We start from the raw sequence: 19,617 nt of genomic DNA on the forward strand, positions 1-19,617 counted from the left end.
ATCAGAAACCCAGATTGTCAGGACCAAAGCTGAAGGGCAGCAGCTCCCCCAGTGTGAAGCTGCGGCGGTGGCTGCCCGCGTCATGGACATGGATGGGCGTGTCAGGGCCGGCAAATTCCCGGATACGCTGGCGGCAGCCGCCGCAGGGCGTACACATCACGCCGGACCCGGCCTCCCCGCCCACAACCACGATCTCCACAATACGGCGGTCGCCCGACGCCACCATCAGGCCGATGGCCGTGGCCTCGGCACATTGGCCCTGCGGATAGGCGGCATTCTCGACATTGCAGCCGGCATGAATGCGGCCACTTTCCGACCGGATGGCCGCCCCCACCTTAAACCCCGAATAGGGGGAATGGGAGTGGGCGCGGGCGGCAATAGCGGCGGCGAACAGGTCGGGGGCGGGACTGGTCATGGGAACCTTGAAAGATCGGAATGGTCAGGGGGGCAGCATAGGCGCTCGGGCAGCCGCGTTCCATACATGAACAGACCTCATCACCTGATGTGCCAATCCCGGCAGCCGACACTTGGCAAGCCTGCCGTCTGGGCCGAACATGCGGGGCGTAAATACGACAAGGCGGGGAGCAGACGATGATCGCCACCATCCTGGTGCCACCCATCATGGAAATCGGCGGCGGGGCTGTGCAGCGGCTGGCGGGGGTTCTGGCCCGGCTGGGTGTGCGGCGGCCCCTGCTGGTCACCGATCCCTTCATGCGCGACCATGGCCACGCCGACCGGCTGCTGGCCCCGTTGCTGGCGGCTGGCCTTGCACCCGGCCTGTTCGCCGACACGGTGCCGGACCCGACCACGGACGTGATTGCCGCCGGTGCCGCCCTGCTGCGCGAAGGTGGTTATGACGGGATGATCGCACTGGGCGGCGGGTCGCCCATCGACACCGCCAAGGCCATGGCCGTGCTGGCCGCCAATGGCGGTCGCATGCGCGATTACAAGGTGCCGAGCCCGATCCCGACGCCCGGCATGCCCGTCATCGCCATCCCCACCACCGCCGGCACCGGGTCAGAGGTGACGCGCTTTACCGTCATCACCGACACCGAAACGGAGGAAAAGATGCTGATTGCGGGGCCGGGTCTGGTGCCCGCCGCCGCCATCATCGATTATGAACTGACCCTGTCCTGCCCGCCTCGCCTGACCGCCGATACCGGCATTGACGCCCTGACCCACGCCATCGAGGCCTATGTCAGTGTGAAGGCCAGCCCCTTCACCGATGCCATGGCCATTGCCGCCATGGGCCGTATCGCGCCCTGGATTCGCACCGCCTGTGCCGACCCCAACGACCGGGCCGCGCGGGAGAATATGATGCTGGGGGCCACGCTGGCCGGCATGGCCTTTTCCAACGCGTCGGTCGCCCTGGTGCATGGGATGAGCCGGCCCATCGGCGCCTTCTTTCATGTGCCGCACGGCCTGTCCAACGCCATGCTGCTGCCCGCCGTCACGGCCTGGTCACTGCCAAGCGCCATCACCCGCTATGCCGACTGCGCCCGCGCCATTGGGGCGGCGGAGCCTGGACAGGATGACGAAGCGGCGGCGGGCGAGTTGGTTGCAGCCCTGCGCCGCCTGAACGAAGACCTGAAGGTCCCCACACCCAGACAGTACGGCATCAATCCCGCGCGCTGGGAGGCGTCGCTGACGACCATGGCTGAACAGGCCCTGGCGTCGGGCAGCCCCAACAACAATCCACGCGTGCCCAGCGCGGCCGAGATGGTGGCCCTGTATCGCGAAAGCTGGGGGTGACCCGGCTTAGAGGAAACAGTCCGGCCCCCGTCCACCTGCCGGATCACACGCCGCCATCGCCTGTGGCGACGGCGCGATGACCATGCGGTCGCCCGGTTTGGCCGCCGCCAGGATGGGCAGCATGTCGGAAAGCTGCACCGCCACGCAGCCCGCCGTGGGGCCATACTCCGCGTCGGTCAGGTGGAAGAACACAGCACTGCCCATGCCCGGCACAGGCGGATCGTCATTGTGACCCAGGATGACGATGATGTCGTAGACAAGGCTGTCCAGCCAAAGCTCCTCCCGGCTGGCCGCAAAGGGAAGCTTGACCGGGCGGTTATAATCGGGATGGGCGGGGTCATCGCACCAGCCATCGTCGCGGTTGATCACCGATACGGGCAACCCCGTCATCGGCGGGGCCAACCGGTCGGCGCGGTACAGGACCCGGCGCAGGGTGAAGGCCCCGACAGGCGTTCCCCCGTCCCCTTCCCGCTTATCCAGCCGAATCCCCGTCCGCCCCACGGCACAGCACACGCTGGTACCGTCCCAGGTCAGGACATGCTGGCCATCGGCGGCCTTGGCGACATGGATATCCATCGGCACCCTCACGAGGTCGGGACGGGAACAAAGCTTTGCGGGGCGGGGTCGACGGGCGTCGTGCCGGTGCGCGTCACCTCCATCACGGCCAGCCCGCGTTCGGCCGTACCGGTGGGCAGCAGGCGGAAAATCCCCTCCGCCCCGGCAAAGCCATTGGCATTGGTCAGGGCCGGAACCGTGAACCCCGTCCCCCCCTTGGCCAGCACAGCCGCCAGCGCAGTGGCATCATAGGCCAGGGTGGCCAGACGGTGCGGGCGGTAACCGAAGGTCTGCTGGAACCGCGCTTCGAACGCGTCGCGCCCTTCCGGGGCAGGGGCCGCGAACCAGCCGCCGACCAGCGCCGCCTCCCGGCCCAGCCCCGCCTCGTCCCACAGGCCGGTGCCCAGCATGCGGACGGGACCCGGATCGATATCGAAGAAGGGGAACAGGGCCGCCAGTTCACGCAAGGTCTGCCCGCCTTCGGCAATCAGCACGGCATCAAACGGCAGCGGCCCGAACGTGTCGGCATTGGACAGGCGGCGCAGGGCTGCCAGCGACTCGGGATCGCCCAGTGCGGTCAGGCGTGCCCGTTCGGCGCCCAGCGCCGCCTGCCGCTGATCGAAATCCGACAGGTTCTTGACCAGTTCGGTCAGGTTGGTGGCACCCGCCGTGTAGCGTTCGACCTTGGTCACGGTCCCACCCGCCTGTTCGACCGCCTCGCGCAGCGACTGTACAGCCGCATCGCCATAGGGGGTGGACGGGGCCACCACGCCGAACCGCATCAGGCCGCGCGCCATCGACAGTCCAACCACGCGCCGCACCTGTTCCTGCGGCTGGAACCCCAGCGTCCAAACCCCGCCGCCCGCCACGTTCCAGTCACTGGAAAAGGACAGGACGGGCTTGCCGGCCTGCGCCGCCACGGGCTTCACAGCGGCGGCTTCCGCGCCGAACAGGGGACCCAGGATCACGCCCGCCCCTTCCTCGATCAAACCCTGGGCGGCAGTGGCGGCGATGCCAGGGCTACCCTGCGTATCGCGGGGCAGCAGGGTGAATCTATCGTCGCCTAAGTCAAAAAGGGCCATCTGTGCGGCGTCCAGCATCGACTGCCCCAGCGCCGCATTGGCCCCCGTCAGCGGCAGCAGCAGACCGACGCGGACCTTGTCATCCTTGGGGGCCACCGGCTGGGCGGCCACAGGCGGCGGCGGGGTGACGAGGGGCGGGGCCACCTGCGGCGGGGGTTGCGGGGTGGGGGCCGGGGCCGGTACGCTGCCAGGGCTGGCGCACCCCGCCAGCAGCCCGACGCAGGCCGCCAGCGTCACCAGCCACGACGCCCCGCGCCGATCTTCCATCCCACGCATTCGGAACCCCTTCCCTTTGACGTCACCCAGCATGGACGACCAACCCACCCTTGACGCCGACCTGGACGGGGAATTCCCCGAGGAAGGCGATGATGATGTGGTGGCGCAGCCTAGCGGCAGCGGCGCCATCCGTAAACCTGGGGCGGGGCTTTACATCGTCGCCACCCCTATCGGCAATGCCAGCGACATTACCTTGCGCGCGCTCGACATCCTGCGCGGTGTCGATGCCATCGCATGCGAGGATACGCGCGTCACCGGCAAATTGCTGCGCCGATACGGCATCCGCACCCGTATGCTGCCCTATCATGACCATAACGCGGCAAAGATGCGTCCGGTCCTGCTGGACAAGGTGGCCAATGGACAGGCCATCGCCCTGGTCAGCGATGCCGGCACCCCGCTGGTCAGCGATCCAGGCTTCAAGCTGGTGCGCGAGGCCAAGGACAGGGGCCTTGCCCTGACCCATCTGCCCGGTGCCAATGCCGCCATCACGGCCCTGGTCCTGTCGGGCCTGCCCAGCGACCGGTTCCTGTTCGGCGGCTTCCTGCCCGCCAAATCGGCGGCGCGGCGGACAGAGCTGGAGCTGTTCCGCACCCTGCCCGCCACCCTGATCTTCTATGAGTCGGCGCAGCGTCTGGCCGAGATGCTGGCCGATGTCGCCGCCAGCCTGGGTAACCGCGAGGTGGCGGTGGCACGCGAACTGACCAAGCTGTTTGAGGAGGTGCGGCGGGGCCCGGCATCCGACCTGTCCGCCCACTATACCGAGAAAGGCCCGCCCAAGGGCGAGGTGGTAGTGGTCATCGGCCCGCCCGCCGAGGGGGCCGCCGCCAGTGACGCCGCCGACATGGACAGCCTGCTGAAACAGGCACTGTCCGCCGGGATGAGCGTGCGCGATGCCGCCGCCCATGTCGCCACCATCACGGGCCAACCCAAGAAACAGGTCTATGCGCGGGCCTTGCAACTGGGGACGGGGGGCGATGGCGCGGGCCCGTGACCAGCTTGACCGCCGTCGCGCCGAACGGCTGGGCCGCATCGCCGAATGGCTGTGCTGTCTGGTCCTGTGGCTGAAGGGCTACCGCATCCTGGCCACCCGCCTGCGCCTGCCCATGGGCGAGATCGACATCATCGCCGCCAAGCGCAACGTGCTGGCCGTGGTGGAGGTCAAGGCGCGGCGGAACATGGTCCTGGCCCTGTCCTCCCTGCCCCGCACCAGCTGGCGCCGACGCTATGCCGCGATCAGCCAGTACGTGGCCCACCGCCCGCATCTGGCCCATTACGCCATCCGCTTCGACCTGATGGCCGTCCTGCCCCGCCGCCTGCCCCGGCATGTAAAGGATGTGTGGCGGGCGGAGGGGCCGTAACTTACGAGACCCGCCGCAGCCGCGCCGCGAAGAACCCGTCCATACCGCCGATTTCGGACAGGTGGCCGGGGGTACAACGGACAAAGCCTTCCGCAGTGATCAGGTCGGACAGGCCCCCGACCTCTTCCGCCGTCACCGGCACCACCTGCATCTCGGGCCGGCGGTAGAGCAGATTGGTGATCTGGTTCTCGCCTTCCTCAGGCTGGAGCGAGCAAGTGCAATAGACCAGGGTGCCGCCGGGTTTCAGCATATCGACGGCGCGGTACAGCAGGCGCGACTGAATACGGCCCAGCTTCTCCACATCCTCTTCTGATTTCAGCCGCGCTACGTCGGGGTGGCGGCGGATGGTACCGGTGGCCGAACAGGGGGCGTCCAGAAGCACGGCATCCACCGGCGCATCAGGTCGCCATTCGGTGGCATCTGCGGCCACCGTCGTCACCTGTCCCGCCAGACCCAAGCGGGCCATATTCTCCGACAGGCGGATCAGGCGCTTGTCCGACCGGTCCACGGCCACAACACGGGCACCGGCTGCCGCCAGCTGCGCCGTCTTGCCACCGGGTGCGGCACACAGGTCGATGGCGTCACGGCCCGTCAGGTCACCGAACAGGCGGGCGGGGATGGCGGCGGCGGCATCCTGCACCCACCATCCGCCCTCATCAAAGCCCGACAGTTCCGTGACCTGGCCACCGGCGGCGCGGCGCAGGCTGCCCGTGGGCAGGGCCGTGGCTTCCAGCCGTTCGGCCCACGCCGCCGCATCACCTTTCACGGTGATATCCAGCGGTGCCTCACCCAGATGCGTTTCGACAATGGCGCGGGTCAGGGCGGTGCCATAGGTCTTGCGCCAGGACAGCCACAGCCAGTCGGGCGTGTTCAGACGTCCGGCATCCTGTTCCGCCAGGATCGACACGCGTTCGCGGTCCAGCCGGCGCAGAACGGCATTGATCAGGCCCTTATAGGGATGCTGCTTGCGCGCCACGGCCAGTTCCACCGCCGTGTCCACGGCGGCATGGGCGGGCGTGCCCAGGAACAAAAGCTGGGCCGCGCCCAGCCGCAGGATGTCCTGCACCACGGCCTTCAACTGCTGGCCCTGCTTGTTCAGGCTGCCCTGGATGGCGGCATCGATCTGGCCCAGACGGCGCAGGGTGGTGGCCACCAGCATCCGCACAAAGGCGCGGTCGCGCGGCTCCAGCGCGCGCAAAGGCCGGCTGGCGTCCCAGGCGTCGTCAAACGGCACGCGCTTGGCCAGCACGTTGAACAAAAGGTCAAGGGCCACACCGCGCGTCGCAAGCGCGCTGTCGGCCGGGCTGGTGGTCACATCATTCATGGCGTGGGGATGTACCCTGCCCGCCCCCGCTTGTCGAACGCCGATGACGCAAAGGTGCCCGCCGCCCCATACTGGACTTCATCACCCCAAGGCACCACATGTACGGGCCGAGCATTGAGCTGAAAGGAATGAGATCATGGCCATTGAACGCGCCATCCTGGCCGGCGGCTGCTTCTGGGGCATGCAGGACCTGATCCGCAAGGTGCCGGGCGTGGTTGCCACCCGCGTCGGCTATACCGGCGGTGCCCTGACCAACCCCACCTATAAGGATGTGAAGACGGGCCGCACCGGCCATGCGGAGGCGATTGAGATCAGCTTTGACAACGAGAAGCTGACCTATCGCCGCCTGCTGGAATTCTTCTTCCAGATCCATGACCCGACGACGACCAACCGTCAGGGCAATGATATCGGCAGCCAGTACCGCTCCGCCATCTTCGTGGAGAACGCGGCCCAGGCCGAAACCGCCCGCCATGTGAAGGCGGAGGTGGACGCCAGCGGCCATTGGCCCGGCAAGGTGGTGACGGAAATTACCGATGCCGGCCCGTTTTGGGAGGCAGAGGATTTCCACCAGGATTATCTGGAACGCACGCCCAACGGCTATACCTGCCACTGGGTGCGCCCGGACTGGGTGCTGACGGGTCGGTGACGGCGCTGCCCCTGGACGGGGCGCGCCGCTGCGGCTAAAGCATGGGATGGACATCGTAACCGACAGGGTCGCCCCATGCTGTTCGCCATTTCCTGCCTTGATCATCCCAATTCCTTGGACCTGCGGTTGGCCAACCGCCCGACGCATCTGGATTATCTGAATTCCTTCCTGACGCAGATCGTCATCGCCGGCCCCCTGCTGGACGATGCCGGGGAAAAGCCGGTAGGCAGCCTGCTGGTCATGGATTTCGCGGACAAGGCCAGTGCCGAGGCCTTCGCCGCCGGCGACCCCTATGCCAAGGCCGGGCTGTTTCAGTCGGTCAGCATCCGCCCCTACCGCAAGGTTCTGCCGTAAGCGCCCGTAGGTCAGGTCGAGGCGTCAGCCTCGCCCTGACAGAAAAGGCTTACATCCATTACTGTCAGGGCTCGCGCACTGCGCTCGACCTGACCTACTGACTTTATGCCGTGGGGAACCCATCATGGCCTATTGGCTGGTGAAGTCCGAACCGTTCAAATATGCCTGGGACAAGTTCGTGGCCGATGGCCGCACCCATTGGGATGGCGTGCGCAACCATCAGGCGGCCCTGAACCTGAAGACCATGAAGGTGGGCGATCGGGCCTTCTTCTACCATTCCAACGAGGGGCTGGAGATTGTCGGCATCGCGGAAATCGTGCGCGAGGCCTATCCCGACCCTTCTGATCCCGCTGGCCGCTTCGTGATGGTAGACTTAAAACCGGTGATGCCGGTGAAGACACCCGTCACCCTGAAGCAGATGAAGGGCGATCCGGCCCTGGCGGAAATGCAGTTGATCAAGCAGTCACGCCTTTCCGTCTGCCCTGTCACTGATGATCAATGGGCCCATATCTGCGTCCTGGCTGGAATTACAGCGTGAGGGCCGGGTGATGGATGAACAGAAATGGTTCGACGCCAACCGCGCCAACTGGGACGAGCGCGTCGCCATCCACCTGAAGGACGATACCGGAGCCTACCGCATGGCGGATTTCCGCGCCGGGGCGGACATCCTGCACGCCATCGAGGCGGCGGAGGTGGGAGATGTAGTCGGCAGGCGGCTACTCCACCTGCAATGCCACTTCGGGCAGGATACCCTGACGCTGGCCCGGCGGGGAGCCATCGCCACAGGGCTGGATTTCTCCCCCGCTGCCATCGCCGCCGCCCGCGCCCTGTCGGCAGAGGTGGGGGTGGCCGCCACCTTCGTGGAGGGCAGTGTTTACGATGCACCAACCCTGATCCCTGACCGGTTTGATATCGCCTATGTCACCTGGGGGGCCATCAACTGGCTGCCCGATATTGGTCGCTGGGCCAGGGTGGTGGCGGAAATGCTGGTACCGGGCGGTCGCTTGTACCTGGCGGAATCCCACCCGACCATCCTGCCCTTTGAAGAGGTGGACGGCGTCATCCGGCCTCATTACGACTGGCGTACACCCCAGGACCGACCGGTAGTGACGGATGACGCCACCACTTACACCGGATCGGCGGAGACAATCCGCAGCACCCGGAACTATGAGTGGCTGCACCCGATCTCCGCCATCGTCACAGGGCTGGTCGCTGCCGGCCTGCGGATCGACTTCCTGCACGAGCATGAGGAACTGCCCTACCGGCTTTATCCCTGTATGGTGCCGTCGGACCATACCGGCCTGTACCGCCTGCCGGACGGGATGCCGCGCCTGCCCCTGTCATTCTCCCTCCAGGCGACGAAGGGCTGACCGGATGGTACCATCGACGACACCGCACCCCCTCTGCCGCTTGGAGGAAATCCCCGACGGCACGGCACGCGGCTTCGACTGGCCGAAGGGCGAGGTGAAGGTGAAGATCCTGGTAGCGCGCAAGGGCGACAGGGTGTTCGGCTATCGCAATGCTTGCCCGCATGTCGGGGTGCCGTTGGAAATGGACCCCGACGATTTCATGAGCATCGATGGACGCTGGCTGCAATGCAGCACACACGGCGCGCAGTTCCGGGTGGAAGATGGCATGTGCATCATCGGCCCCTGTGCTGGCCGCCCGCTGCGGTCGGTGCCGCTTACAGTCAGTGATGGTGTGGTGGCGGTGGGGGAATAACCCCAATCACCCCGCCTTTCGCATCACATCGCGAAAATCATCGGTTGCCGTGGCAATACGCCGCGACAGGCAGCGCGCATCCGCCGCCGCATCAGCAAAGCCTGACGCGCCCGTCGGCAGAGACGATAACAGCAGGTTCAAGGTCATCAGGCTGGTGCGCAGGCCCAGCCGCACCGGATCATCGCCGGTGCCCTGACTGCCGCCCTCTTCGGGAATCACCCCACTCATTCCCTGTCCGCCCCGTTTCCATGCAGTGTTTCGTAAATCATACCATGCTGTGCAACGCCCCGCACGCAGTATGGCGGCTCCATCATTTCCCCGGAAAAACCGTTGAATGCGTCGAAATGCGCACGCGACGAATGTACATGTTCCAAACTTGACCGCCGATGCTTACATAAATTGCGTGAACGGACAGAACCCGCGGGCGCGGAATACGCAAAAGCCAGGGGTTCGGTTCAAGAGATAAGCGGGGCCGGCAACCGTCCGGCCGGTGATGTCACCACCCGCCAACCTTGGGAGAAACAACGCCATGAGCAGCCCAACCTTCTTTCCTGTCACGGAAGATGTGGCCGCAAACGCCCTGGTCGATGAAGCAAAGTACAAGGCGATGTACGAGCAGTCGGTCAAGGACCCGGAAACTTTCTGGGGCACGCATGGCAAGCGCATTGACTGGTTCACCCCCTACACACGCGTGAAGAACACCAGCTTCGAGGGCGATGTTTCCATTCGCTGGTTCGAGGATGGCACCACCAATGTCGCCTATAATTGCATTGATCGGCATCTGGCCACGCGCGGGGATCAGACGGCCATCATCTGGGAAGGCGACAACCCGTCGGAATCGGCCCACATCACCTATCGTGAGCTGCATGAGAAGGTCTGCCGCCTCGCCAATGTGCTAAAGGCGCAGGGCGTGAAGAAGGGTGACCGGGTCACCATTTATCTGCCCATGATCCCGGAGGCCGCCTATGCCATGCTGGCCTGCGCCCGCGTCGGGGCCATCCATTCCATCGTGTTCGGCGGCTTCTCCCCCGACAGCCTCTATGACCGCATCGTCGATTGCGACAGCAAGCTGGTCATTACCGCCGATGAAGGTCTTCGCGGTGGCCGCAAGGTGCCGTTGAAGGCCAATGTCGACAAGGCCCTGGAGAAGGCACCGGGCGTCACCTCGGTCATCGTGGTGAAGCGCACGGACGGCGATATCGCCTGGAAGGATGGCCGCGACCATTGGTATCACGAGGAAACGGCCAAGGTTTCCGCCGACAACGCGCCGGAGGTGATGGGGGCCGAAGACCCGCTGTTCATCCTCTACACGTCCGGTTCGACGGGCAAGCCAAAGGGCGTGCTGCACACCACCGGCGGCTACCTCGTCTATGCCTCCATGACGCACCAGTATGTCTTCGACTATCATGATGGCGACATCTACTGGTGCACCGCCGACGTGGGCTGGGTCACGGGCCACAGCTACATCGTCTATGGCCCGCTGGCCAATGGTGCCACGACCCTGATGTTTGAAGGCATCCCCAATTACCCGTCGGTCAGCCGCTTCTGGGAAGTGATCGACAAGCATAAGGTCAACATCTTCTACACGGCCCCCACCGCCATCCGCGCCCTGATGCGCGAAGGTGAGGCCCCGGTGAAGAAGACCAGCCGCGCCAGCCTGCGCCTGCTGGGTTCGGTGGGTGAGCCGATCAATCCCGAGGCCTGGCTGTGGTATCACGGCGTGGTGGGCGATGGCCGCTGCCCCATCGTCGATACATGGTGGCAGACGGAAACCGGGGGCATCCTGATCACCCCGCTGCCGGGTGCCATCGGGCAGAAGCCGGGATCGGCCACCCTGCCCTTCTTCGGGGTTCAGCCGCAGGTGGTGGATAATGAAGGCACCATCCTGGAAGGTGCGACGGAGGGTAATCTCTGCATCGTGGATAGCTGGCCGGGCCAGATGCGGACGGTCTTTGGCGACCATGAACGCTTCATCCAGACCTATTTCAGCACCTTCAAGGGCAAGTATTTCACGGGCGATGGCTGCCGCCGCGATGAAGACGGCTATTACTGGATCACCGGTCGCGTCGATGACGTGATCAACGTGTCCGGCCACCGGTTGGGCACGGCAGAAATCGAAAGCGCGCTGGTCGCCCACCCCAAGGTGGCAGAGGCCGCTGTGGTCGGCTACCCGCACGACCTGAAGGGCCAGGGCATCTACGCCTATGTCACCCTGAATGCCGGGGAGGACCCGACGGAGGAGCTGCGCAAGGAGCTGGTCACCTGGGTCCGCAAGGAAATCGGCCCTATCGCCACGCCGGACCTGATCCAGTGGGCACCGGGCCTGCCCAAGACAAGGTCGGGCAAGATCATGCGCCGCATCCTGCGCAAGATCGCCGCCAACGAGCATGAGGCGTTGGGCGACACCAGCACGCTGGCCGACCCCAATGTCGTCCATGATCTGGTCAACAGCCGGATGAATCGCGGCTGAGGCGGCAGCGACAGGTGAAGCAACATAGACGGCGGGGGCAACCCCGCCGTTTGCATTTGCGGTGGGGGAAACCACCGGCATGCCGCCTGTACAAACGCTGCCAGCCCGTATCTGCTGACTTTTCCTACCACCCTTGCTATCATTGCCCCATCAACGCTATTTCCACGCCAAGCCGAATTCGGAGCCGCCGGCTGCCGAAGCCCAAAAGGCGTGAGCGGTGAAACACCCCTCGATTTTCTGTTTCACTTGGTTGCATTTGGTCGGCGATGACGGGTCACGACCGTAGAATTCGGCAGTCTGAAGACAGCAAATACCGCCCAAGGACCCGATGGGCAACGGGTGGGGCATTGTCGAAAGAGGGTGAGTGAACCCGTTCGGAGCAGCGCCTCAGCTCAAATTGAGGCCCCGCGCCGCCTCCAGCGTAGCACCGCTCATGTCGGCACCGTCCAGGACGGTGGCGGACAGGTCGGCACCCGTGAAATCCACCAGGGTCAGGTCGGCCCCGCGCAGGATGGCGGCGGCCAGACGGGCGCGAACGAGCGAGGTGCGCAGCTCATGTCCGCGCGCCGTTTTCAGCTTGGAAAGGTTGGCCTTTTCCATGTTGGCGTCGATCAGGTTGGCGCGGTCCATGCAGGCACCGCGCAGATCGGCGAAGCTGAGATTGGTGGAGCGCAGGTCGGCACCCGACAGCTGTGCGGCCTGCATCTGGGCACCGCGCAGGTCGGCACCGCGCAGGTTGGCGCCGGTCGCCTTCATCAGGGTCAGGACACGACCCGCCATGTCGCTGCCCGACAGGTCAAGGCCGCTGATATCCAGCTGGTGGCCTGCCTGCCCGCCGGTCGCCACCCATTGCGCGTGGGCGCGCAGCATGGCGTCCAGGCGTTCGGGTGGCGGCGGGCTGTTGGGGGCAGCGTCTGGTGCCGGTGGGGCCGGCGGCATGTCGGGCGCTTGCCCCACACCGCGCTTGGCCGCTTCCTCATCGGTGCGGATCGCGGCTTGCAGCGCCTGGGCGGAAACCTTGGCCCCTGACAGGTCGGCACCGCGCAGATCGGCATCGGCCAGATCGACGCCATCCATGTTGGCCGATTTGAACTGGGCATCGCGCAGATCGACGCGGGCCAGCTGCGCACCGGCCATTGTGGCACCGGAGAAGTCCGCCTCCCGCGCGCAGGAGCCAGTGAGGCGAGCGCGCGTCAGGTCGGCATTGATCATGACGGCGGAGGAGATATCGGCAGGTCCGATCTCCAGGCCCAGCACCTTGAAGTCAGTGCGGGTGCTGACGGCCATATTGCCGTCACGCAGGTCGCATTCCACCATCTTGGCACCGCGCAGGATGGCCCCGCGCAGGCTAGCGGCACGCAGGTCGGTGCGCACCAGTTGCGCACCCGACAGATCGGAACTGGAGAGGTCGCAGCCGAACAGATCGGCATAGTCCAGCTTGGCACCGACAAAGCTGGTGCCGCGCAGGATGGCACCCGACAGGTTGGCGTTGGTCAGGTTGCGGGCATTGAACGACATGCCCGACAGGTCAAAGAAGGGCAGGCTCAACTTAGCGGCACCTGGCATGCCCGACAGATAGGCCAGATGCCGTTCGCACGCGCGGTCCAGCTGCGCCTGGGACAGGCGCACGCGGGGAGCGACATTGTTGCCATCTGCGGACATGGCGGCTTACCCGAACAAGGCGTCGATATCGGCCTGCGACACCGTGGCACCAGCCGCCGGCGGGGGCGGTGGCGGGGGTGGTGGGGGAGGCGGCGGCGGGGGAGGTGGTGGGGGCGGAGGCGGGGGTGGTGGCGGTGCCATCTCCTCCTCCGACAGGCCCCAATCATCCATATTGTTCAGGTCGTCATTGGCATCGGCCTTGGCCGGCATGGACGGGCCGTCCAGGCTGTCGAACAGCGCATCGATATTGGCCTGACTGACGGCCTCCAACGCCGGGCCATGCAGCAGGTGCTTGTCGGGGCGATCATCGTCGGGACGCAGGGCGATCAGGCCGTCAGTGCCCAGTTTCTTAGCCCCGACCTCGGTATCCTCCACACCCCAGATCTCGATCATGGTGTTCACGCGCTGCTCGATATAGCGCAGCGTGTTGACGACCTTGGTCGTGCGCTGACCGGTAATGTCCTGGAAAGAACAGGCGGTCATGATCTCGATGGTCTGGGCATCGATATCGTTGGTAATGTCGCTGGGCGGCAGACGCGAGACCAGGGCCTGAATGCGTTCGGTCGCATTCAGGATGTCCGATGTCGCCCGTTCCGTCGCGGTGACGATGGCGTCCAGTTCGTTGGTGGCGGCCATGATGCGGTTGGCACCGGCATCCATGGGGCGCAGTTGCGCGATCTCCTGCCGCGTCTGTTCGATATAGTTGGAAAGCTGCTTCAGCTCTTCCCGCATGATGTGGATATGCGGGCTCTGGTCGGCCACCGCCGCAGCGGCAGCGCCACCACCGCCGATCCCCTGCAGGCGTCCCACCTGTTCGGTCATGCTGGAAAGCAAGGCGCGCCAGTCATCCTGGGCCACGATGCGTGTCTGCCGGTCGCGCTGACGCAGAAAGGCACGGCCACGGGCCGACGCCATCAGCGCCTCCTCCAGGGCAGCGTACTCCTTGTCGGAGAGTTCCAACGGATCCATGCCGCTGCTACCGCCAAGCCCCCACATCGGGCCACCCCTTTCAAACGACGCCAGAGCAAAGATGCCGCTAACGCAACGACCGAAGCAAGCCGCCTGTCAGCGGTGCCCGGAACAATTGCCGAAAAATGAACCGCGCTCCCCGATATTACAGTCGATAATTAAAAACGCCAAATTTCGCCATACTCATTTGTCATCCCCCGCTTCGGGCGTGCGTCGCAGGGTCGCTCCGGTGTATTTTGACCGCGCATGTCACAAGAGCGGCCGACCCAGCGGCCGGGTGGGGATGGAACAAGCATGGATATTCTGATCGGCTTTCCCGAAGGCGCGGCACTGGCCGGCAACCTTGCGGCGCGCACGGGCCTTCCCCTGCATCAGGTTTCGCTGCACCGATTCCCCGATGGTGAAAGCTTGGTCCGGCTGGAGGCCGCCCCTGAACGCGCCGTGATCGTGCGGTCGCTGGATCAACCCAATGCCAAGCTGGTGGAATTGCAGTTCCTGGCCGGCGCCCTGCGTGAACGCGGCGCCAAGGAGCTGACCCTGGTCGCCCCCTACCTGGCCTATATGCGCCAGGATATGGAGTTCCGCCCTGGCGAGGTGGTGAGCCAGCGCATCATGGGCCGCTGGCTGGGCGGGCTGTTCGACCGGATCGTCACCGTCGATCCACATCTGCACCGAACCCACGACCTGGGCGAGGTGTTTCCCGGCGGTCGTTCCGCCGCCCTGACCGCCGGTCCCCTGCTGGGCGCCTGGGCCAGGGCGCAGGGCGCGGCGGATCAGGACTGGATCATTTTGGGTCCCGATGAAGAATCGGACCATCTGGTAAACGGGGCGGCCAAGGCGGCGGGTGTGCAGGGCATTGTCGGCCTGAAGGTGCGGCGCGGCGACCATGACGTCTCGGTTGGCCTGCCGGAGGGCACCGACCTGACCCGCCGTACAATCCTGTTCGTGGATGACATCATCAGTTCCGGCGGCACCCTGATCGACGCCGCCAAGGTGGCCTATGCCCATGGGGCGGCACGAGTCCTGGCAGCCACGGTGCATGCCGTCTTCCCGATGGAGCGGCTGGAGGCTTTCAAGGCGGCGGGCATCGAAAGCGTCGTGTCAGCCGACGGCATCCCGCACCCGACCAATGCCATCGGCCTGTCGGACCTGATTGCCGATTGTCTGGCCGTTCTTTAAGGGAGTGACAGCATGGTGCGGCGGTTACGGTGGCTTCTGGCTTTTATGGCGCTGAGCGTCGCCGCCACCGGAGCGCGGGCGGACACGGACCTGACACCTGTATTCCAGCAAGCGCTGGAAAAGGCGGTAACCGCCCTGCCCGACAGCCCCGGCATCACCGTCACCGTGCAGGCCCCTCGCCGGGGCATCGACTGGCGCGCCGCCGTCGGCAAGGCCGATCCAACGGGTACGCCCCTGATGCCCGACCATCCGTTCCGGGTTGCCAGCATCACGAAGGCCTTTGTGGGGGCGGCCATCCTGCGGCTGGAGGAAGAGGGAAAGCTGTCACTGGCACAATCCATCGCACCGCTGATCGCACCGGAAACGGCGGCTTTGCTGCGCAGTGGCGGTTATGATCCGGACCGCATCACGGTACGGCAGCTGCTGGACCATACCAGCGGCCTGCGCGACTTCTATGATGACCCCGCCTATGAGAAGGCGATGCTGTCACAACCCAGACGCCACTGGACCCGGGCCGAACAGATTGCCATCGCCATGAAGGTTGGCCCCGCCCACGGTGCACCGGGGCAGCGGTTCCATTATGTGGATACGGGCTACTCCCTTCTGGGCGAGATCCTGGAACGGGCCACAGGTCAGGGCATGGGCCCTGCCCTGCGCCAGTTGCTCCCTTATGAAAGGCTGGGGCTGACCCACACCTGGCTGGAAAGCCTGGAGCCCGCACCGGCAGGGGTGAAGCCACGTGCCCATCAATATGCGTCGGGTGTCGACATGACGGCGGCGGACCCATCCTATGATCTCTATGGCGGAGGCGGACTGGTCTCTACACTCGATGATGTCGGGCGACTGTTCCGCGCCATCCTGCGTGGCGGGGTTTTCCGGGAAACGGCCACCCTGGCCTCTGCCCTGACCCTGGTCACGGCACAATCGGACGAAGGCTACATGATGCAGGCCCGTCCCGCCCTTTTCGCGCCGGAAAAGGTTGGCCCGCATGCTTGTCTCGGGTTGGGTGGCTATTACGGCACGCTGGTGGTGCATTGCCCCGCCATCGACCTGACCATCGGCTTCAATGCCAATACGGCCAATCCCGAGAGTTTTGACGTGGCCGGCACCTTCATGGCCGCTGTCGGGACGGCGCTGGGCACGGCACCGTCCGCCGCCCCGGTCCGGTAGTCAACCCCAGGGCAGGCCGCGCTTGCGCTTACCACCCGCGTCCGGAACGCTGCCGCTCCGGCGGCTGGGCGCGCTGGCGGGGCGTTGGGGCGGCACGGAACCACCCATCATCATGCTGCGCAGGCGGCGCACGCGTTCGGCCGTGCTGGGATGGGTAGAAAACAGGCTGTCCACACCCCGGCCATGCAGCGGGTTGATGATGAACATATGGGCGGTAGCGGGATTGTTCTCCGCCGCCTGGTTGGTCACGCGGGCCGCCGTGCCCTGGATACCTTCCAGCGCGTCGGCCAGCCAGTCGGGCCGGCCACTGATCTCCGCCCCCATCCGATCGGCTTCATATTCACGGGAGCGGCTGATGGCCATCTGCACCAGCATGGCGGCCAGCGGCGCCAGGATGGAGACCAGAATCACCCCGACAAAGCCCAGCGGATTGCTGCGGTTCTCACCATCATTGGACTGGGACCCGCCAAAGAACATCGCGAAATTGGCCAGCATGGACAGGGCACCCGCCAGCGTCGCCGTGATGGTCATGATCAGCGTATCGCGGTTCTTGATATGCGCCAGTTCATGCGCCATGACGCCCGCCACTTCCTCCGCCGACAGGCGGTTCAGCAGGCCGGTGGTGGCGGCGACCGCGGCATTCTCCGGGTTGCGGCCCGTGGCAAAGGCGTTGGGCTGGTCATTGTCAATGATATAGACCTTGGGCATCGGCAGAGCCGCCCGCTGCGCCAGACGCTGTACCATCGTGTAGAATTGCGGGGCCGTGGCGGCATCCACCTGGCGTGCGCCATACATGCGCAGCACCATCTTGTCGGAATTCCAATAGGCAAAGGCGTTCATGGCCACGGCCACGCCGAACGCGATGACCATGCCCGACTGCCCGCCCAGCATGAAGCCGACGGCCAGGAAAAGGCCCGTCAGTCCAGCCAGCAGCATGGCGGTGCGGAAATAGCCGTTCATTTTTTAACCCTAAGGCTCCTTCGTGCCCGATCCGTTAGGCGGCCCAAGCGACCGCCCATCCAGATATGGCCCCTGCCCTGCCCGCATCAAGGCTTGGCAGGGTAACGGTCACGCGCCATATCTGCGGCGGAAGATGATGGAGAGCCCCATGACCGACGAGAAGAAGACCGTTGAACAGGCCGCAACGGACCAACCCCCGGCCCGCAAGCCGCCCGTGACCCAGCCGCCCGGTGAAATCGGTGGCCCTGCAGGGCCCGAGCCAACCCGCTTTGGCGACTGGGAATTCAAGGGGCGTTGCAGCGACTTCTGATCTTTCCGGTTGCATTCGCGCCTACTAGTGGGCTCATTCTGCGCTAATGATCCTAAGTGTATTCAACTTAGGACGTAGGTCATAAATTCCTGTTCCGTTCCGGGCGACTTCAGCTTAGATTATGCGGTAGTCCTTTGAATGGAACGCTGAAACCCATGTTGCGCCCGCGTCCCCTGCTGCTGCCGGCCCTGGCCGCTGCCCTGCTGATGCTGGGTACGGCGCCGTCGCTGGCTGTCAGCCGGGTCAGTGGTCCGCTGGCGGCACGGGTGACGGAAGTGGTGGATGGCGACACGCTGGGTGTGCGCGTCACCATCTGGCTGGACCAGGAAGTGACGGCCAGGGTCCGGCTCGACGGGATCGACACGCCGGAAAGCCGATCCGACTGCGCCGATGAAAAGCGCATGGCGCAGGCGGCGCGGCAGAAGCTGGCAACCCTGGTGGCCCCGGCAACGGAGGGCAAGGGCGACGGCACCATTCGCCTGCACGATGTCGAGTATGACAAGTATGGCGGGCGTGTCCGGGCGCGGGTGACCCTGGCGGATGGCACCGATCTGGCCCAGGCCATGATCAAGGCCGGCCATGCGAGACCTTACAATGGCGGCAAGCGCCAACCCTGGTGTGCTGGGACCTGAACCGCCGCCGCCTTCACAACGGTTCAGCCATGCGGGAAACCCCTACCCGACCCTGCGTCCCGCACATTGTTGCGGCTTGACTCCGATTTGCCCCTGCCTATACTCCGCGCCTCTGATCCTGACCCAAAGGGATTGGACGCGCGCGACCATGCCCGCCCATCAGCCTGAAAGGGCTGGGGGAGGACTATGTCGTGCGTATGCATTTGGAGGCCCTGGCATCAGTTGGGGTTTCTTCGGATGAGATGTCCCGAAGCCGACTGGACGCCCCGCCACGGGTACCGGAACCGGCAGGCGGGATGTGGACGAAGATCGTCCGGTCATCGTGGCCGGACATAACGAGGAGAAGACACGTGGCGCGTATCGCTGGCGTCAATATCCCCACGGCAAAGCGTGTGGTGATCGCCCTTCAGTACATTCACGGCATTGGTCCGAAGTTCGCTACTGACATCTGCTCCAAGGTCGGCATTCCGGCTGAGCGTCGTGTCAACCAGTTGACCGACGACGAAGTCCTGCGCATCCGCGAGACCATCGACAGCGACTATAAGGTCGAAGGCGACCTGCGTCGTGAAACCGCCATGAACATCAAGCGTCTGATGGACATGGTGTGCTACCGCGGCCTGCGTCACCGTAAGGGCCTGCCCGTTCGTGGTCAGCGCACGCATACCAATGCGCGCACCCGCAAGGGCCCGGCCAAGCCGATCGCCGGCAAGAAGAAGTAAGAGACGGAGTAAGACCAAATGGCCAAGCCCAATGCCAACGCCGCACGTCTTCGCCGTCGCGAGCGCAAGAACATCACCTCTGGCGTCGCTCACGTGAACGCCAGCTTCAACAACACCATGATCACCATCACCGACGCACAGGGGAACACCATCTCCTGGTCCTCGTCGGGCACGATGGGCTTCAAGGGTTCGCGCAAGTCCACGCCCTACGCCGCCCAGATGGCTGCCGAGGACGCGGGCCGCAAGGCCCAGGAGCACGGCATGAAGACGCTGGAAGTCGAAGTGAAGGGTCCGGGTTCGGGCCGTGAATCGGCTCTGCGCGCCCTTCAGTCGGTCGGCTTCCAGATCACGTCCATCCGCGACGTGACGCCGATCCCGCACAACGGCGTTCGCCCGCCGAAGAAGCGCCGCGTCTGATTTCGATTATTCATCGTCCCGGAACAGCATCCGTTCGGGAAAGGCCGCCACACGCCATCG

23 protein-coding genes are annotated in these 19,617 nt (G+C 65.3%); 15 read left to right on the forward strand and 8 right to left on the reverse strand.

Going from position 1 to position 19,617, the window contains the following annotated elements; genetic code table 11:
- Position 1: 1 nt before the first annotated feature.
- Positions 2–415, reverse strand: a complete 414-nt coding sequence (cdd, locus tag ABC729_RS10875; protein ID WP_495607616.1) for a cytidine deaminase — start codon at positions 413–415, stop codon at positions 2–4.
- Between the two features lie 176 nt (positions 416–591).
- On the opposite strand from cdd, the gene ABC729_RS10880 reads away from it, so the two are divergent.
- Entirely contained in the window at positions 592–1,752 is a 1,161-nt protein-coding gene (locus ABC729_RS10880) for an iron-containing alcohol dehydrogenase (RefSeq protein WP_495607617.1), read from the forward strand.
- Positions 1,753–1,758: 6 nt separating this feature from the next.
- On the opposite strand, the gene ABC729_RS10885 is transcribed toward ABC729_RS10880, so the two are convergent.
- Both ABC729_RS10885 and ABC729_RS10890 read right to left on the reverse strand, forming a co-directional pair.
- Positions 1,759–2,328, reverse strand: a complete 570-nt coding sequence (locus ABC729_RS10885) for a L,D-transpeptidase family protein (protein ID WP_495607618.1) — start codon at positions 2,326–2,328, stop codon at positions 1,759–1,761.
- Positions 2,329–2,336: 8 nt separating this feature from the next.
- The gene (locus ABC729_RS10890; RefSeq protein WP_495607619.1) at positions 2,337–3,665 is read right to left on the reverse strand and encodes a penicillin-binding protein activator; all 1,329 of its coding nucleotides are present in this window, start codon (positions 3,663–3,665) and stop codon (positions 2,337–2,339) included.
- 31 nt (positions 3,666–3,696) lie between these two features.
- Between ABC729_RS10890 and rsmI the strand changes: the two genes are divergently transcribed.
- Positions 3,697–4,656 (forward strand): 16S rRNA (cytidine(1402)-2'-O)-methyltransferase, encoded by a 960-nt coding sequence (rsmI, locus tag ABC729_RS10895; RefSeq protein WP_495607620.1) that lies wholly within the window; start codon positions 3,697–3,699, stop codon positions 4,654–4,656.
- Positions 4,640–5,023: a YraN family protein gene (locus tag ABC729_RS10900; protein WP_495607621.1), complete on the forward strand. Its 384-nt coding sequence runs from the start codon at positions 4,640–4,642 to the stop codon at positions 5,021–5,023. Before rsmI ends, ABC729_RS10900 begins: the two co-directional genes overlap by 17 nt.
- Before the next feature lies 1 nt (position 5,024).
- Here ABC729_RS10900 and ABC729_RS10905 read toward each other — a convergent pair whose 3' ends face one another.
- Complete coding sequence (locus ABC729_RS10905; protein ID WP_495607622.1) at positions 5,025–6,347, reverse strand: RsmB/NOP family class I SAM-dependent RNA methyltransferase; 1,323 nt, start codon at positions 6,345–6,347, stop codon at positions 5,025–5,027.
- A gap of 136 nt (positions 6,348–6,483) precedes the next feature.
- Between ABC729_RS10905 and msrA the strand changes: the two genes are divergently transcribed.
- From msrA to ABC729_RS10930, 5 genes are all read left to right on the forward strand, one after another.
- Complete coding sequence (msrA, locus tag ABC729_RS10910; protein ID WP_102113044.1) at positions 6,484–6,993, forward strand: peptide-methionine (S)-S-oxide reductase MsrA; 510 nt, start codon at positions 6,484–6,486, stop codon at positions 6,991–6,993.
- A 75-nt stretch (positions 6,994–7,068) separates the two neighbouring features.
- On the forward strand, positions 7,069–7,347 hold the full coding sequence (locus tag ABC729_RS10915; protein WP_495607623.1) for a YciI family protein: 279 nt from the start codon (positions 7,069–7,071) through the stop codon (positions 7,345–7,347).
- A gap of 124 nt (positions 7,348–7,471) precedes the next feature.
- A complete protein-coding gene (locus ABC729_RS10920) occupies positions 7,472–7,885 on the forward strand; it encodes an EVE domain-containing protein (protein ID WP_495607624.1) in 414 nt (137 codons plus the stop codon).
- Positions 7,886–7,895: 10 nt separating this feature from the next.
- Positions 7,896–8,717, forward strand: coding sequence for a class I SAM-dependent methyltransferase (locus tag ABC729_RS10925; RefSeq protein WP_495607625.1), 822 nt, complete (start codon positions 7,896–7,898; stop codon positions 8,715–8,717).
- A 4-nt stretch (positions 8,718–8,721) separates the two neighbouring features.
- A complete protein-coding gene (locus tag ABC729_RS10930; protein WP_495607626.1) occupies positions 8,722–9,069 on the forward strand; it encodes a Rieske (2Fe-2S) protein in 348 nt (115 codons plus the stop codon).
- 6 nt (positions 9,070–9,075) lie between these two features.
- On the opposite strand, the gene ABC729_RS10935 is transcribed toward ABC729_RS10930, so the two are convergent.
- Positions 9,076–9,297: a hypothetical protein gene (locus ABC729_RS10935; RefSeq protein WP_495607627.1), complete on the reverse strand. Its 222-nt coding sequence runs from the start codon at positions 9,295–9,297 to the stop codon at positions 9,076–9,078.
- 301 nt (positions 9,298–9,598) lie between these two features.
- On the opposite strand from ABC729_RS10935, the gene acs reads away from it, so the two are divergent.
- Entirely contained in the window at positions 9,599–11,539 is a 1,941-nt protein-coding gene (gene acs, locus ABC729_RS10940; protein ID WP_495607628.1) for an acetate--CoA ligase, read from the forward strand.
- Positions 11,540–11,926: 387 nt separating this feature from the next.
- On the opposite strand, the gene ABC729_RS10945 is transcribed toward acs, so the two are convergent.
- Together ABC729_RS10945 and ABC729_RS10950 are read right to left on the reverse strand one after the other, a co-directional pair.
- Positions 11,927–13,201, reverse strand: a complete 1,275-nt coding sequence (locus ABC729_RS10945) for a pentapeptide repeat-containing protein (protein WP_495607629.1) — start codon at positions 13,199–13,201, stop codon at positions 11,927–11,929.
- 6 nt (positions 13,202–13,207) lie between these two features.
- Positions 13,208–14,197, reverse strand: a complete 990-nt coding sequence (locus ABC729_RS10950) for a protein phosphatase CheZ (RefSeq protein ID WP_495607630.1) — start codon at positions 14,195–14,197, stop codon at positions 13,208–13,210.
- Between the two features lie 267 nt (positions 14,198–14,464).
- On the opposite strand from ABC729_RS10950, the gene ABC729_RS10955 reads away from it, so the two are divergent.
- Both ABC729_RS10955 and ABC729_RS10960 read left to right on the forward strand, forming a co-directional pair.
- Positions 14,465–15,349, forward strand: a complete 885-nt coding sequence (locus ABC729_RS10955; protein WP_495607631.1) for a ribose-phosphate diphosphokinase — start codon at positions 14,465–14,467, stop codon at positions 15,347–15,349.
- Positions 15,350–15,361: 12 nt separating this feature from the next.
- Entirely contained in the window at positions 15,362–16,519 is a 1,158-nt protein-coding gene (locus tag ABC729_RS10960) for a serine hydrolase domain-containing protein (RefSeq protein ID WP_495607632.1), read from the forward strand.
- On the opposite strand, the gene htpX is transcribed toward ABC729_RS10960, so the two are convergent.
- Complete coding sequence (htpX, locus tag ABC729_RS10965) at positions 16,520–17,479, reverse strand: zinc metalloprotease HtpX (RefSeq protein WP_495607633.1); 960 nt, start codon at positions 17,477–17,479, stop codon at positions 16,520–16,522. It abuts the gene before it with no gap.
- Between the two features lie 148 nt (positions 17,480–17,627).
- On the opposite strand from htpX, the gene ABC729_RS10970 reads away from it, so the two are divergent.
- The 4 genes from ABC729_RS10970 (at position 17,628) to rpsK (ending at position 19,557) form a co-directional block, all read left to right on the forward strand.
- Complete coding sequence (locus ABC729_RS10970) at positions 17,628–17,789, forward strand: succinate dehydrogenase assembly factor 4 (RefSeq protein ID WP_495607634.1); 162 nt, start codon at positions 17,628–17,630, stop codon at positions 17,787–17,789.
- 155 nt (positions 17,790–17,944) lie between these two features.
- Positions 17,945–18,421, forward strand: coding sequence for a thermonuclease family protein (locus ABC729_RS10975; protein WP_495607635.1), 477 nt, complete (start codon positions 17,945–17,947; stop codon positions 18,419–18,421).
- Positions 18,422–18,771: 350 nt separating this feature from the next.
- The gene (gene rpsM / locus ABC729_RS10980) at positions 18,772–19,140 is read left to right on the forward strand and encodes a 30S ribosomal protein S13 (RefSeq protein WP_495607636.1); all 369 of its coding nucleotides are present in this window, start codon (positions 18,772–18,774) and stop codon (positions 19,138–19,140) included.
- 18 nt (positions 19,141–19,158) lie between these two features.
- Positions 19,159–19,557 (forward strand): 30S ribosomal protein S11, encoded by a 399-nt coding sequence (rpsK, locus tag ABC729_RS10985; RefSeq protein ID WP_495607637.1) that lies wholly within the window; start codon positions 19,159–19,161, stop codon positions 19,555–19,557.
- Positions 19,558–19,617 lie beyond the last annotated feature (60 nt).

The sequence above is a fragment of the Niveispirillum sp. CC-CTL257 genome, assembly GCF_059489915.1.

Excerpts from the sequence above, each read along its gene's own strand:
- ABC729_RS10915 (WP_495607623.1), top strand. The coding sequence starts at position 7,069 with ATGCTGTTCGCCATTTCCTGCCTTGATCATCCCAATTCCTTGGACCTG.
- ABC729_RS10970 (WP_495607634.1), top strand. The coding sequence starts at position 17,628 with ATGACCGACGAGAAGAAGACCGTTGAACAGGCCGCAACGGACCAACCC.
- acs (WP_495607628.1), top strand. The coding sequence starts at position 9,599 with ATGAGCAGCCCAACCTTCTTTCCTGTCACGGAAGATGTGGCCGCAAAC.
- ABC729_RS10930 (WP_495607626.1), top strand. The coding sequence starts at position 8,722 with ATGGTACCATCGACGACACCGCACCCCCTCTGCCGCTTGGAGGAAATC.
- ABC729_RS10885 (WP_495607618.1), bottom strand. The coding sequence starts at position 2,328 with ATGGATATCCATGTCGCCAAGGCCGCCGATGGCCAGCATGTCCTGACC.
- rsmI (WP_495607620.1), top strand. The coding sequence starts at position 3,697 with ATGGACGACCAACCCACCCTTGACGCCGACCTGGACGGGGAATTCCCC.
- ABC729_RS10905 (WP_495607622.1), bottom strand. The coding sequence starts at position 6,347 with ATGAATGATGTGACCACCAGCCCGGCCGACAGCGCGCTTGCGACGCGC.
- ABC729_RS10920 (WP_495607624.1), top strand. The coding sequence starts at position 7,472 with ATGGCCTATTGGCTGGTGAAGTCCGAACCGTTCAAATATGCCTGGGAC.
- cdd (WP_495607616.1), bottom strand. The coding sequence starts at position 415 with ATGACCAGTCCCGCCCCCGACCTGTTCGCCGCCGCTATTGCCGCCCGC.
- ABC729_RS10900 (WP_495607621.1), top strand. The coding sequence starts at position 4,640 with ATGGCGCGGGCCCGTGACCAGCTTGACCGCCGTCGCGCCGAACGGCTG.
- ABC729_RS10935 (WP_495607627.1), bottom strand. The coding sequence starts at position 9,297 with ATGAGTGGGGTGATTCCCGAAGAGGGCGGCAGTCAGGGCACCGGCGAT.
- ABC729_RS10890 (WP_495607619.1), bottom strand. The coding sequence starts at position 3,665 with ATGCGTGGGATGGAAGATCGGCGCGGGGCGTCGTGGCTGGTGACGCTG.
- ABC729_RS10925 (WP_495607625.1), top strand. The coding sequence starts at position 7,896 with ATGGATGAACAGAAATGGTTCGACGCCAACCGCGCCAACTGGGACGAG.
- ABC729_RS10960 (WP_495607632.1), top strand. The coding sequence starts at position 15,362 with ATGGTGCGGCGGTTACGGTGGCTTCTGGCTTTTATGGCGCTGAGCGTC.
- rpsK (WP_495607637.1), top strand. The coding sequence starts at position 19,159 with ATGGCCAAGCCCAATGCCAACGCCGCACGTCTTCGCCGTCGCGAGCGC.
- ABC729_RS10955 (WP_495607631.1), top strand. The coding sequence starts at position 14,465 with ATGGATATTCTGATCGGCTTTCCCGAAGGCGCGGCACTGGCCGGCAAC.
- ABC729_RS10945 (WP_495607629.1), bottom strand. The coding sequence starts at position 13,201 with ATGTCCGCAGATGGCAACAATGTCGCTCCCCGCGTGCGCCTGTCCCAG.
- htpX (WP_495607633.1), bottom strand. The coding sequence starts at position 17,479 with ATGAACGGCTATTTCCGCACCGCCATGCTGCTGGCTGGACTGACGGGC.
- ABC729_RS10950 (WP_495607630.1), bottom strand. The coding sequence starts at position 14,197 with ATGTGGGGGCTTGGCGGTAGCAGCGGCATGGATCCGTTGGAACTCTCC.
- msrA (WP_102113044.1), top strand. The coding sequence starts at position 6,484 with ATGGCCATTGAACGCGCCATCCTGGCCGGCGGCTGCTTCTGGGGCATG.
- ABC729_RS10975 (WP_495607635.1), top strand. The coding sequence starts at position 17,945 with ATGTTGCGCCCGCGTCCCCTGCTGCTGCCGGCCCTGGCCGCTGCCCTG.
- ABC729_RS10880 (WP_495607617.1), top strand. The coding sequence starts at position 592 with ATGATCGCCACCATCCTGGTGCCACCCATCATGGAAATCGGCGGCGGG.